The sequence below is a fragment of the Pseudoalteromonas sp. APC 3893 genome, from assembly GCF_030408095.1.
GTDB lineage: Bacteria > Pseudomonadota > Gammaproteobacteria > Enterobacterales > Alteromonadaceae > Pseudoalteromonas.
Genome location: NZ_JASDCD010000004.1, coordinates 143,322 through 157,470, shown reverse-complemented (window position 1 = coordinate 157,470; position 14,149 = coordinate 143,322). Strand labels below are relative to the sequence as shown.

At 39.5% G+C, this 14,149-nt stretch carries 11 protein-coding genes; 4 read left to right on the top strand and 7 right to left on the bottom strand.

Annotated features, from left to right (window positions below):
• The first annotated feature begins 81 nt into the window (after positions 1-81).
• Positions 82-2,754, top strand: coding sequence for a bifunctional acetate--CoA ligase family protein/GNAT family N-acetyltransferase (locus tag QMA12_RS08125; protein ID WP_290209185.1), 2,673 nt, complete (start codon positions 82-84; stop codon positions 2,752-2,754).
• A 19-nt stretch (positions 2,755-2,773) separates the two neighbouring features.
• Positions 2,774-3,721: an ion transporter gene (locus tag QMA12_RS08120; RefSeq protein ID WP_087533537.1), complete on the top strand. Its 948-nt coding sequence runs from the start codon at positions 2,774-2,776 to the stop codon at positions 3,719-3,721.
• A 57-nt stretch (positions 3,722-3,778) separates the two neighbouring features.
• On the opposite strand, the gene QMA12_RS08115 is transcribed toward QMA12_RS08120, so the two are convergent.
• The 3 genes from QMA12_RS08115 to QMA12_RS08105 are packed head-to-tail and all read right to left on the bottom strand — an operon-like array spanning position 3,779 to position 8,926.
• The gene (locus tag QMA12_RS08115) at positions 3,779-8,287 is read right to left on the bottom strand and encodes an EAL domain-containing protein (RefSeq protein ID WP_290209182.1); all 4,509 of its coding nucleotides are present in this window, start codon (positions 8,285-8,287) and stop codon (positions 3,779-3,781) included.
• Positions 8,288-8,302: 15 nt separating this feature from the next.
• Positions 8,303-8,719, bottom strand: a complete 417-nt coding sequence (locus QMA12_RS08110) for a GNAT family N-acetyltransferase (protein WP_087533535.1) — start codon at positions 8,717-8,719, stop codon at positions 8,303-8,305.
• A 3-nt stretch (positions 8,720-8,722) separates the two neighbouring features.
• Positions 8,723-8,926, bottom strand: coding sequence for a DUF3283 family protein (locus QMA12_RS08105; protein WP_087533547.1), 204 nt, complete (start codon positions 8,924-8,926; stop codon positions 8,723-8,725).
• Between the two features lie 149 nt (positions 8,927-9,075).
• Between QMA12_RS08105 and QMA12_RS08100 the strand changes: the two genes are divergently transcribed.
• Positions 9,076-9,768, top strand: coding sequence for a transporter substrate-binding domain-containing protein (locus QMA12_RS08100; protein WP_290209177.1), 693 nt, complete (start codon positions 9,076-9,078; stop codon positions 9,766-9,768).
• Here QMA12_RS08100 and QMA12_RS08095 read toward each other — a convergent pair.
• The 4 genes from QMA12_RS08095 to zntR all read right to left on the bottom strand — a co-directional run bounded on the left by QMA12_RS08095 (position 9,765) and on the right by zntR (position 13,016).
• Positions 9,765-10,010 carry a DUF1289 domain-containing protein gene (locus tag QMA12_RS08095; protein WP_087533534.1) on the bottom strand — a complete coding sequence of 82 codons (246 nt, stop codon included), beginning with the start codon at positions 10,008-10,010 and terminating at the stop codon, positions 9,765-9,767. The genes QMA12_RS08100 and QMA12_RS08095 overlap by 4 nt on opposite strands.
• Before the next feature lie 100 nt (positions 10,011-10,110).
• A complete protein-coding gene (locus tag QMA12_RS08090; protein WP_290209175.1) occupies positions 10,111-11,238 on the bottom strand; it encodes a 1-acyl-sn-glycerol-3-phosphate acyltransferase in 1,128 nt (375 codons plus the stop codon).
• 160 nt (positions 11,239-11,398) lie between these two features.
• Entirely contained in the window at positions 11,399-12,619 is a 1,221-nt protein-coding gene (locus tag QMA12_RS08085) for an SO_0444 family Cu/Zn efflux transporter (RefSeq protein WP_290209173.1), read from the bottom strand.
• Positions 12,603-13,016, bottom strand: a complete 414-nt coding sequence (zntR, locus tag QMA12_RS08080) for a Zn(2+)-responsive transcriptional regulator (protein ID WP_290209172.1) — start codon at positions 13,014-13,016, stop codon at positions 12,603-12,605. Before zntR ends, QMA12_RS08085 begins: the two co-directional genes overlap by 17 nt.
• A gap of 93 nt (positions 13,017-13,109) precedes the next feature.
• On the opposite strand from zntR, the gene QMA12_RS08075 reads away from it, so the two are divergent.
• A complete protein-coding gene (locus QMA12_RS08075) occupies positions 13,110-14,054 on the top strand; it encodes a D-2-hydroxyacid dehydrogenase (RefSeq protein ID WP_290209170.1) in 945 nt (314 codons plus the stop codon).
• Positions 14,055-14,149: the final 95 nt, after the last annotated feature.

Sequence of the window (14,149 nt, the reverse complement as noted above, 5' to 3'; positions counted from 1 at the left end):
CTAATAAGTGTTAGATTGAAATTTAAATGGTAGAGTTTAAGTGTTTCACCTTAACCGCCACTTTACAGCGAAGGAAAAGCCATGAGTGTAAAGCGCATTAGTCAATTTTTTAACCCTACTTCAGTTGCCGTTATAGGTGCATCAAATAATCCATCTCGCGCAGGCTTTATTGTAATGCGAAACTTGCTCCAAGGTGGTTTTAACGGCCCTATCATGCCCGTCAGTCCGACACATAAAGCGGTGCATGGCGTATTAGCTTATTCCTCTATTGCTGCTTTACCTAAAGTGCCTGATTTAGCTGTAATTTGCACCAATAAACATACAGTTACATCAATAATTACGGAACTGGGCGAATTTGGTTGCAAAAATGCTGTAGTCATCGCGGCAGGACTCAATGTAGATCAAAAAAACGCACTGCAACACGCAGCTAAAGAAGCAAACGTGTCATTACTTGGACCAAATTGCCTAGGTTTGTTAATCCCTCATATCGGCTTGAACGCCAGCTTTTCTCATACGGTAACAACACCTGGAAAAATAGCCTTTGTATCTCAGTCAGCTGCCGTGTGTTCAACTATACTAGACTGGGCGAAAAACAAAGAAATTGGCTTTTCTTATTTTGTCTCAGTGGGTGACTGTTTAGATATCGGTTTTGCTGAACTACTGGACTTTTTAGGACGCGATGCTAAAACCAAAGCGATTTTATTGTATATAGATAATATCGAGAATATTCGCAATTTTATATCAGCCGCGCGTGCCGCTGCATTTAGCAAACCAGTCATTGCAATAAAGACAGGAAAAACTGCCGCTGGCGCACTCGCTGCAGAAATACACACTGGTGGTAAGCAAAGCTCCGACGCTGTTTACGACGCCTTATTTCAGCGTGCGGGTATGCTGAGGGTAAGTGATTTAACGGAGTTATTTGCTGCAACTCAAACGCTAGCAATGCACCCTAAACTGCTACAAGTAGAACAACTGACTATCTTAACTAATGGTGGCGGCCCAGGAGTTATGGCTGTAGACAGCTTATTGCAAAGCTCTGGTAAATTAGCACAACTTAGTGACGAAACGCGCGCTGCCCTTAATAAAGTTATTCCGCAATCAGATATGACTTCAAATCCGGTTGATATTTTTGGAGATTCATCGCCGGCGCGCTATAAGCAAGCACTCGAAATATTACTGCACGCTAAAGAAGTTAAAAACTTACTAATCATTCACACTCCCTCTGCGATTGCACCGAGTGAAGAATATGCACACATTATAGCGCAAACACTCAGTAAACTCCCTAAAATGGCGCGCCCATATGTGATTACCAATTTTATGGGTGAAGATGCAGCTTATGCGGCTAGAAAGCTCTGCAGTAACTTTGCCATTCCTACTTATCGCACTCCCGAAGGCGCTGTCAGAGCATTTATGCATTTAGTGAGTTACCGTAGAAATCAAAAGCATCTAACACAAACGCCAGAGTCAAATACTGATGATGCAAAAATTAATAAATTTGGCGCTAAAGAACTTGTTAATGAGTTTTTAGCCGAGCAACAAAGCTATCTTTCAACTCATCAAGCGAGCCAAATACTGACTCATTACGGTATTGAGTGTATTCAAACCGAAGTAGCATATACTCCGACCGAAGCAAAAGAGCAAGCAATCGAGTTAGGGTTTCCGGTTGCGCTTAAATTGATTAGCCCAAGCATTCCTTCTAAATCAGAGGTTGGTGGCGTTGTATTAAACCTCAATGATGCACAAGAAGTTGAGCAAACAGCATTTGCTATGTTGCTACGAATTAAAAATACCTACCCAGATGCGATAATTGAAGGGTTTTCGCTGCAAAAAATGGCACCGCGCGCAGGAGCTAATGAGCTACGTATCGCCATTAAAACTGAACCAAATTTTGGTCCTGTTATCTTGCTCGGTGAAGCTGGAACGGGGCTTGAATTTGCTCAATCAGCTGTCGCCCTACCGCCATTAAATATGAACTTAGCTAAATACCTAGTTGCTGCAGCGCATGATAAAGGCGTATTAAAAGACCGTGTTTTGCCAGAAAAAGTTGATAAATACCGTTTATGCGCTTTATTAACTCGGATCTCACAGTTAGTTATTGATCAACCGGATATTACATCTGTTGAATTAAACCCAATACTGGCGAGTAACGGGCAATTTTTGGTACTTGATGCCACGATGACCCTAAGCCGTTATCAAATTCAAAGTAACCGCAAACGTTTATCAATTCGCCCTTATCCTATCGAGCTTGTGAAAAGCGTAACACTAAAAAATAAAAGTCTCGCTATTTTAAGACCAATTAAGCCTGAGGATGAGCAAGCACACAAAGCATTTGATCAATCACTCACAAAAGAAGACCGCTACAAACGATTTTTTGGTGAGCTACCTCAGTTTAACCATGATCAACTGGCTAAGATGACGCAAATTGATTATGACCGTGAAATGGCCTTTATTGTGACCCAGGAACAACAAGGTCAACAACTTACCTTAGGGGTTTCTAGAGTGTTGATGGATCCAGATAAAATTCGTGCAGAATTTGCCATTGTTGTTCGCTCTAATTGCCAAGGCCTCGGGCTAGGCGGTATGTTAATGCGTGCTGCTATCGAGTATTGCCAAAGCCAAGGAGTGCAATTTATTGAAGGGATCACCTTACCTGAAAATACCGGAATGATAGAGCTTGCTCGTAAATTAGGTTTTAAAATTAGCCGGGATTTTGAAGAAGGTAGCATAAACATGCTACTTAAATTAACCAAATAGACTTAATACGGATACGACTTTGAACACTTTAAGAAAACGTACAGCTCTATTACTTGAAGGACATGGAGAATACACCAAAGCCGGACACATTATAGATATATTTTTAATCACATTAATTATGGTAAACGTAGTTGCTATTGTGCTGGAATCCATCGCGAGCCTTGCGCAAACTTATACTTACGAATTTTTAATGTTGGAAATCGCATCAGTCAGTATTTTTGCTATTGAATATATCCTGCGCTTATGGTCTTGTGTTGATCGCGCTGAGTACAAAAGCATAAAAACGGGGAACTTAAAACGCCGTCTTAAATATATATTTTCTCCTTTAGCGCTAATCGATTTACTTGCTATCTTGCCGACCCTATTAATGTTCTTTATTGCTTTTGATTTACGCTTCTTAAGAGTATTCAGATTGCTACGCGTATTCAAATTAACTCGTTACTCCCGCGCAATGCAATTATTACTAAAATCGTTTCGGGACGAAAGTAGCTCCCTGATGGCTGCTTTTTTTATAATGGCTGTAGTACTTATTTTAGCTTCCTGTGGCATTTACCTCATCGAACATGATATTCAACCAGATAAGTTTGGCTCCATTCCTGCGGCCATGTGGTGGGCGATGGCTACACTCACCACGGTAGGTTATGGCGATGTTGTACCCGTAACATCCCTCGGACGTTTCTTTGGTGGAGTGATCACGTTACTAAGTATGGGCATGGTGGCTATTCCTACTGGTTTACTCGCCTCTAGCTTCTCTGAACAGTTACGCAAACGCCGTTTACATTTTAACGATGCGGTTCACGAAAGCCTTCATGATGGGCAATTAGATGACGATCAGCTCGAGCACTTAGAAACTCTGCGAATTAAATTAGGCTTAAATAAGCAAGAAGCGAATAAAATAATAAAAAAGCAACTAAACGCTCGCAGCCAACACTTATATTGTCGTCATTGTGGTGCTAGGCAAGATTAGGGGCTAGCTAGATTTAATAAGTAAGGGCCATAACGCTATGATAATTTACTATAGCGTCTAGTCACTTTCTAAAACAGAGCTCCAATCCTTCGCCAATAATGCTGTTACGTCATCACCAGGGATAGGCTTACTAAATAGATACCCTTGGAACATATTACACCCAAGTGCACGCAAAAAAGTAAGCTGTTGTTTAGTCTCGACGCCTTCTGCAACACACTCCTTCCCTAAACTCTTTGCCAATGTCAAAGTGGATTCGATAATCGCTTCATCGCCATTATCAACCCCAATGTCAGTGACAAAACTTCGATCTATTTTCAATACATCAATAGGGAAACGTTTTAAATAAGTAAAAGACGCATAACCAGTGCCAAAGTCATCCATATAGAGCCGACAACCAAGCTGCTTTAATCTCGTCATACTCTTTAATGCGTACGCGGAGTCATCCATTAGTACCGACTCAGTGATCTCAAACACCACAGTGTCAGGGCGTACTCCCGCAGTGCGCAAAGCAGTATTAACCTCTTCAACTAGTCCTTGATATTCAAAATCTAATGCTGAGAGGTTGATTGATACATATAAATCAGGCGTAATTAGCTGCCACTGCTTCAACTCTATTAATGCTCGTGACAATGTTTGTAGCATAATTTTTGTGATTAAACCTATGCTTTCAGCAACTAATGCAAATTCTTGAGGGTTGTTTACCGTGTTATCCGGCCAACGCAATAACACTTCGAATCCCTCTACTTTTTGCTCTTTTGCATTCACTATGGGCTGATAATGGTTGCAAAACTCATGCTCTTTATAAGCCTTATTTATTTGAGATTCTAAGTGTAGAGCTCGTTGTACATGTTGATTCATTTCTTGTTTATAAAACTGATAACTGCCCTCTGCACTCTTTTTAGCATGGTATAAAGCAACATCAGCTGCTTTAACCAGGTTTGTGCTTGTCGATGCATCATCCGGGTAAAGCGCCACACCGATGCTTAGGCTGACATTAACAGTTTGCTGAGTCAGAATAATCCCTTCGTTAACGCTGTTCATTATTTTAGCACACAGTAATACAACTTCTTCAATCTGCCCTACATCCTCGACTAACAACATAAACTCATCACCATTGAACCGAGCAATGCTGTCATTTATACGTAACCGTGACTTAATTCGTTTTGCGACCATTTTAATAATAGTATCTGCAGCTTCATGTCCAAGTGAGTCATTAAAGTATTTAAAACGCTTAATATTAATATTTAATAATGCAACTTTGCTGCTATGAGACTCTGCTTGCTCTAATGCATGTACAACACGGTCATTAAATAGGGTTCTATTAGGTAACCCAGTAAGGCCATCGTAATTAGCCAATAAAAACAACTCACTCTCAGCCATTTTTTGTGCATGAATATCCGTTAGAATAACCACGTAACTTTCGAGTCGGTTATCATTTCCTGCTACCGCGCTTATTTTTATCAATACATGACGTAATTCACCATTTGCTAATCGCACCGTGTCCTGTGCACTATAGTGTTCACCGACTTGTTGATTTCTCATAATACGCAGATAGTTCATACGCGCTGTACGGCTCATTCCGAGCTTTAGTGAGCGACTCGAATGAAAATCCGCGGCAAAATTAAAGGCCGTTTGCAAAGATTGATTTGTAGCTAAAATACGTAAGTTTTTATCGAGTATAAACACCCAGTCACGAGTTTGTTCAAAAGCCGCACCAAATAAACGCGCATGCTCTTCAAAAACGAGTTCTCGGGTCATATTGGTGTATGTGCCCGCGACTTTCTCTGGCGTTCCTCCTTGCCAAGCAACAACTTTGCCAAAGTCTTTATACCAGCGCCAATTCCCGGCTTTATGCCGTAAACGGTAGGTACAATTGAAGTAACCTTTCTCTGTTGATAAAAACTCAAGCCACTCTAGGCGGAATTTTTGCTTGTCCTGAGGGTGTATTTTTGCAAGGTAATCATCTAAATTAACCGTATCAATATCATAGTCCAACTCATTTTTTAATCGTGGCTGATAAATGATTGGACTTGATGACTGCCAATCCCATACCCCTGAATGACTTCCTTCTAACGCAAGCTTTAATCTAGCTTCACTTTCTTGGCTTTCTCTATGAGCTGCCAGCAATATTTGCTGTATTCGATTTCGACGCATCACCCACACAGTCACAATAGCTAAAAATAGCAATACGTAAAGCACCATAAATATTGGAGAGCGCCAAAGCGGGTATTTTACTTCTATATCTAGCGTTGCGGGGTGAGTAACGTCACCTGTTAACGGATCTTTTGCCCAAATTTTTAACTGGTATTCTCCTGGATTCAACTTAGGAAAGAGTACACGATTATTATTGCGGGTGTATGATTTTTGCCCACCTGATAGCTGATATTCATAAATAATCCGTTCTTGATAATTAAATGCCATAGCTGAAAAAGCAACTTCAAGTCCTATATCATCGTGCTCTAAAATCACTCTCTCAATTGGCTGTTTTAAATCAACCGCTAATTCACGAGACATAATATCGATACTGGTTACATTTACATGCTTGATGAGTCCATGCTTAGGGCTATTATCTTTAGGATAAAAATAAGTAAACCCTTTTAATGTGCCATAGACAATTTGGCCAGTTTTTAAACGGGTAAACGCGCCACTATTGAACTCAGTTGATACAACACCTTCGGAGGTAGTAAATTGCTGAAAATGCTTATTTTCAGGGTTTAAACGCCAAATTCCTTTATGGCTACTCATCCAAATCATACCAGATTCATCAAGTACCATGTCGTAAAGCAATGTCCCTAATTTATTTTTATCTAAATCAATAGTATGTAGAAGTTTATAGCTAGTTGCATCAAGACCTATCAGTCCAAAGTTAGATAATGAAATCCATAATACATTATTTTTATCAACAACATACGACATTACGTTAACCGCTACATTTTCATGTTGCTCTGGCAGAGTATAAATTTTAGTTAAAGCATAAGTATCAGGGTTAACATGATAAAGTACACCTGAATTATAAAATAATGGTGAATCGGGCATGGTCGATAAAGGGGGTAAAAAGCCGTACGCTAAAAATGGCTCGAATTGCTCAAATTCACCCACTAAAGGGGTAATCATTTGCGTATCGATGTTGTAAATGAACATGCCATATTCTGGATGGACATAAAACAGCTGTCCATTTGGCATCAACACCGAGCCATGTACCCAACCATCAATTAGATGTTGCTGACCTGGGTCTCGAACTTTGGCGGGTAATATCTCATAACTATGTGGGTCAAAGCTAAACACCCCGCGATTAGTATGTAACCAAAGCTTATTTTTATACGGTGTTATTTTATAAATACTAAATTCAGTGGTAAATAAATCTACTTGATAATCTTTTAAAAACACCTCACTTTCAAGTGTTGTTAAATCAACGGCAGTGAGGCCGTTATGTGTTGCCAACCAAACACGTTCTTCATACTCGGTTATCCCCCAAATAGATGGGTGCGACAAACCATCACCAGTTATTTTACTCGCATCTAGGTTTTCAAAGTGATAATTATCGAGTGGCAAATAAAATGCACCATCGCTTTTGGTCGCAACCCACATAGCTCCATTTTTATCTTTTACTATATCGATAATACTGGTATCTGAGAGTGCATATTCACTTTCTTGGATACGGGTATTTTTAACTAATTCCCCTGTAGTTGCATCGTACTTAAACAGCCCTTTATCCGTACCTATATCATAAACACCTTGTTCATTAATGATTTTCCAAATATTTAAATTCGGTAATAAAGTGGTATTTTTAAAGGGGGTATCAGGTCGTTCGAACATACTTGGTAAATTACTTATATCAACTTCATACAAACCACGTACCGCACCAACAAGCAGTTTATTATTCTCACCGAGGGCAAATGACTTAATATAGTTTTGATATATATGTTCAGGTTCAGTGCTAAGGTGTTCAAGCGGTCTATATTGCCCAGTACTCACATGATAAACATAGGCACCACTACTTGTAGCAATAAAAATATACCCTTGATGATAAAACAAATCTCTAATGACGGTGCTTCGAGTACGCTCTGGCAACTCAAATATGGTTTCGATGACACCACTTTCGATATCTAACCGAGCAAAATCCCAGCCTCGCCCTATCCAAAGTGATTTATCATCCGAGGCCACCATGCTGAACACTGATTGACTCAGAATCTGTTCTTCACTGATTGGTTTTGATAAAAATTGCTGGTAGCTATCAGTAACAGGATCATAACGAAATAAACCCGCTAATAACGAGGCTATCCATATATTGCCTTCGGGGTCTTGGTAAATGCGATCTATTATGACTTCATTAAGCTCACCATTAGGCCCGGAAATGTGTAGTACTTGATAGCCGTCATACCGATTTAAGCCACCTTCTGTAGCCAACCAAAGGTAACCATTATTATCAATTAACATCTTACTGACGTAACTTTGCGATAAACCTTCACTTGGTGATAAGCGCTTTACTTTGGCATTTATCTGAGCAGTTATTACAGTGCAGCTGGCTAACACCGCAAAAATAAAAATTCTTAACCAGTTACCCATGTAATATCCCAATTATTATTTTGTGTATTCAGGCAGACACTGTAAAGCAACGATATTCCGCCGCTCATAGACTCTAAAAAGTGTCGATATAGGTAGCGGTAATGTTAACACATAGTTAAACCCAATTGAGCGATAAAAATCAATTAAACTTTGGTATGCAAAAGTAAAAACAGCCTCTTGCTGTTGTAATAGGAGCGATAGGAGTAACTTTTTAGCAATTCCTTGCTTTCGCCAGCGAGGGGCAACCAATAATGTAGATAAAAATAAATAGCCATCACGGCGTTGAATGCGGCACGCAGCAATTATTTCTAACTCAGCATAAACCACCCATATAATATCTTGTTTAGTTGCACGCCCTCTCGCCCCATACTTATTGTAAAACTTATTTACTAAAGGCGTTTTAATAGGCTCTAAACACACTATTCGAATCACAAATTAGCTCTGCATTAATGCAAGATACTGTTCAAATTGTTGTTTCAAAAATGCTTGCTCTGCAACAGGGCGACTATTAATAGTGCTGTACACGTTCTCACGCGTATTTTTACCACGCTTGATTTGGTATGCCCAAAATGAGGCTTCATAATCGAGTTGAATTTGATATTTTTGCTCACGAGGCAGTGAGCATAAGTTGTATGACATAACTTCCAACTATTTCCAGAACAATACATTAGTCTTAAGTATATCAAACATTTTGTTTTTGTAAGTAAAGTAGTCCCGACTACCCTTGCACTATGTATGATTTATAAGTAAATTAGAGGTAATCCCAGTCCCATATTGGAAACAAGCTATTGAATAAACTGCTTCTTATTCTTTTTCTAACAAGCTTACTCCTACCTGTAACGAGCAAGGCAAGCAATCAACATCTACTGTTTAACCGTCCTGCTGATACTCCGCAAGCAAAATATGTTATCGATTTAATGTCAAAGGCTTACAATCAGCTTGGCTACAAGATGCATATCATCGATTTTAATCATCAAAGTGCATTAACTGCTGCAAATTATGGTACTTTGGATGGCCAATTAGGTCGTATTAGCTCAATAGCAAAGCAATATAAGAATCTGAAAATAGTTAATTTCCCATTATTTGAGTTTAACTTAGTTTTATTAAAAAACTGCCTCCAATGCAGTTTTGAACAGCTAGATAGCATCGCAATACAAGCAGGTTACCCTGCGGCACAAGAATATTTAGATAACACCCCTTTTATTGGCAACGTTGTCCGGGTAAAGAGCGTTACAGCACAGCTAAATTTGCTAACGCAAAAAAAGGTAAGTGGTTTAGTGTTGCTAGATTTTATACTGCACACTAAGCACCCTAATTTTGACACATCAGCATTTCAAACAGAAGTTTTAGTGCCCATCCAAAGCTTTCATTTTTTACATAAACGCCACAGTGCCTTAATACCTAAACTAGAAGCTGAGCTCATACGGTTACACAAAGATGGTACTGTGCAGCTTTTGAGAGCAAAATACAGTTTAGATTAAAAATCAAACCCACCTTGCTCCGGGTGCTGAGGTTTATCAGCTACACTGTGCTGTTTTTGTAAATAACGTTTATAACGCTGTTGGCAAAGACTTATGACCTTCTTTTTTTCTGCGTTTGAAAATGAGTTCCATGCAAAGCGCTCTTCACGGCTGCGATAGCAACCTTTGCAATATCCCCGATTATTTACTTCGCATATACTTTTGCAGGGGCTAGGAATTTCAAATATTTCAATTTGTTGCATTAATGCTACGCTGTTTACTCAACACTTCTTTGAGTATAGCCCGTTTTTTCAACAAAAAAAAAGCCGCAATCAATGCGACTTTCTTTAAAACACTTTTATCTCAACTTTCATCATTATTTATTTCAGCTTTACGATGAAATGGTTTTGCATACATAGCAGTGACTAAAGGCTTAAGCTCCGGTGGAACATTAGCCATGCGCTGTTCAAATGCTTTAGCGTCTTTTTTATCAATCACCGCTTGCTTACAGCCACCAGCAATATAATTTCCTGGATGCAAAAAGAATGAGTCAACAATTTGCTGATCTATTGTCTTTGCTAATTGCTCAGGTGAATCACATCCAGATTCAACTGGTTGGCCAAAAGCTAAATGCACATGCCCTTTAGCGACACTAAAACCTTCAACAATGCTGGCAATATCTTCACCTGCTGACTTCACATACTTACCATGCTGCTGCTTATGATACAGCTCTTTCGCTTTTGCTAAAGCACAAGGCTCATATTGATAAGAAATCGACACAGGTACAATTTTTAATTCCCTAACATAGTCAGCAAACTCTTTCTTTTGCTTACGGCCTTGCAGCTGTAACATTTTTAATAAAGCCGGATCTGTTTGATCGAAACCATCTTTAGCACGCCCTTCTTTTTGCGCAATCCAGATTGAGTTCCCTTCAATTAATGAGTCATAAATGTAAGCAGATAACTGTGAAAGTGCTTTGAACATTTCTTTTGGAGCTTTGGCTGATCGCTTAACAATAAAGCTTTTATTCAAACGCATTAGCTCTGTAATGTATGGAATTTGCAATAAGTTATCACCAATAGCAATACGTACCGTTTTCATTTTATGGCTAAAGAGACCCCAATTCACTAATGCAGGATCAAGCACAATATCTCGGTGATTAGAAATAAATAAATAAGCTTGATTAGGATCTAGTTGATCAAGCCCTGAAAACGTAACTTCTGATGTAGTACGCTTAACTAACAAGCTAAGGTATTTAGCAACTTCTTGCTGAACTTGTTCAACTGAGCTGATATTCCCCCACTTTTTTTGTAATTGATGCCTTACTAAAAAGCGCGAAAAAAATGGAATGGCGGATATAAATCGCGGTAAGTTATATTTAGCTAACACATCTATAAATGCATTGTCATTAATCAAGCGTGCAACCGAAGCGGCTACTTCATCGTCATTATAAGGTCTTATATCGGCGTACTTATCCACTAATTCACTCATTACTGCATCTATAAAGTTAAAAAAACGGCACGTAAAGTACGTACCGTTTATATTCTATCGCCGATTATAACTCAGGCAAGCAAAAATGCGAACTAAGTAGATGAAGTGAAAGCGTTACTTAATGCACACACCATTAAAAAAACACAATCATAACATTACATTACGCAATGCTCTTACCAGTTGCTGCAGCCCTGTCCCGCACTGCGATAATAACCAAGCGTAGCATTAATGCCATTAAAATTAGCCCACAAATCATACTGAACCAATGTGGTAGTATTTCATGCTCTTCACCCATTAAAGGGCTAACGACAAAACCAAACTCAGCAACTAAAAAGTCAGTTAAAAATCCGAACGCTATTGCCACACCAATCACTGAGGTTAAATAAGCAAACACAGCTCGTGTACCAAGCTCTTTGGCGACAACCCCCAAGGTTGCAACATTCGTAGCAGGTCCAGCGAGCATAAACACTAGTACAGCACCTGGAGCCACGCCACTGAGCAATAAACCTGCCGCTATTGGGGTGGATGCTGTGGCACAAATATACATAGGGATGCTAATTAAAATGACCACTGTCATCGCTAAAATGCCACTGCCCCACTGCGTTAAAAACGACTCAGGTACATAAGTTTGTACTAGGGCGGCAAAGAATAAACCAATCATCAACCACACCATGGTATCTGAGAGCAACTTATTACAGCTAAACGTAACCGCCTGCCCTACTTTTTGCCATTGGGTAGGCTTTTCAAGTTGTTCACTTGCGCAGCAGCTAGCCGATTTAGTTGTTTCAGATTTAACATCAGAACTGCACGCGGTCTTATTCGGCTGTTGTTTTTCATTTGAGCAGCAACTTTCTTCAGCTGCTAAGGGTGGCTTTTTACTAGTGCAGCATGATGTTGCAGCAATTTCGGTCTCATCAGCAGGGCAACAACTCGTCGCTTGATGTTGTGATAACTTTGCATCTTCATGCTTATTATCACTTTTAAGAGCATCGCGCCCAACTAAAACCCCAGCAACAATGGCACTAGAAATTGCCGCAATAGGCCGAATGATAGCCATAAATGGTCCTAGAAGTACATATGACACAGATACAGAGTCAACACCCGTTTCAGGTGTAGAGACTAAAAATGCAGTGGTTGCACTTTTTGAAGCACCAGCTCGGCGTAAACCTATGGCAGCAGGTATTACTCCACACGAGCACAAAGGCATGGGAGCGCCTATTAAGGCTGCTTTTACTGTGGTCCAAAATCCTTCTTTACCTAAATGCTTATTTAAAAAGTTGGCGGGCAAATACACATTTAATAACCCAGCGATTAATAAACCAAGCATCAACCAAGGAGCAGAAAGTAAAAATAGCTGCCAAAAATTATTGAGTAAGTCCATCTATATCCTCCAGGGTCGTTAAAATAGAACAGTTATCAGCGAGCTCTTCACCACCACAACATTTTTCAGCTAATACTGACAATGATTGATGAAAGCGAGTAAGTTCAGCGACTCTCTGAGCCACCAAATCACGTTTTTGTATAGTTAAGCTTTTAACTTCGTGACATGAATGCTGATGCTTATAAAGTTTAATAGCCAGTAGATCTTTAATTTCGGTCAAGCTAAAACCGACATCTTTAGCACGTAAGATAAACCGCATTTGTTTTAAATCTGACAGACTATAATCTCTATACCCTGCCTCTGTTCGTCTCGAAGGCATTAACAAACCATGCTTTTCATAGTAACGTAAGGTATCTGTAGATACACTAAGTTGAGCTGCAACTTCACCTATTTTCATTATGCTCTCCAATGAGTGTTTGTTAACTGATGCCCAGTATAAACCTTAGAGTACACACTAAGGTCAAGCATTTAAATTTAATTAAGGAAATACATGAACATTACCCTGCTCGATTCAGCCACTTTGGCAAACACTTCATTAGCGCCTTTTGAACAACTTGGTAACTTTAAACACTACACTTTGACTAATGCAGACCAAGTACTTTCCCATAGCAAAGATGCTCAAGTATTAATTACCAATAAAGTCATACTTAATCGCAATACACTATCACAACTACCTCAATTAAAGCTTATCTGTGTAGCGGCTACTGGCACCAATAATATTGACCTTAATGCCGCAAAAGAACTCGGAATCGCTGTGACCAATGTGGCTGACTATTCCACGGCTTCAGTTGTTCAACATACTTTTACATTAATAACAAACTTACTTGGCAACACTCATCGTTATATTAACGACACTCAACAAGGCATGTGGCAAAAAAGTGCTATGTTTTGCAGGCTTGATTACACCATTAACGAAATTGCTGATAAAAACTTTGTCATCATTGGCTATGGCTCTCTAGGTAAAGCGGTTGCAAATGTAGCAAAAGCATTTGGCGCTAATGTGATCCTATGTGAACGCAAAGGCCAAGTTCCACGAAAAGGTAGAACTGAATTTACTGATGCAATCAGACAAGCTGACATCATCAGTATTCATTGCCCACTTACCGATGAAAGCCGCGATCTAATTAGTGCCCCAGAGCTTTTGATGATGAAACCAAATGCAGTGTTAATAAACACAGCCCGTGGCGGGATTGTTAACGAAGCCCAATTAGCTCACGCGTTGAGCAAAAATCAGATTGCTGGAGCTGGGTTTGATGTTTTAACAAAAGAACCGGCAGCTGAAGATAACCCGCTTGTGAATTATACCGGTGCTAACTTAATTTTAACTCCCCATATAGCCTGGGCGAGTGAAGAGTCGATTAAGCGCTTAGTCAGTCAAGTGAGTTTAAATATCACTGCGTTTGCTCAAGGTGAGAGTCGAAACAGGTTGGTTTAATTTGCAACTTTTTGGTTATTAACACTAAAACCAGAGTGAAATTAATAACCCCAAAAACCTAAAAAAATATAACCCATTGATTATAAAAACTTAAA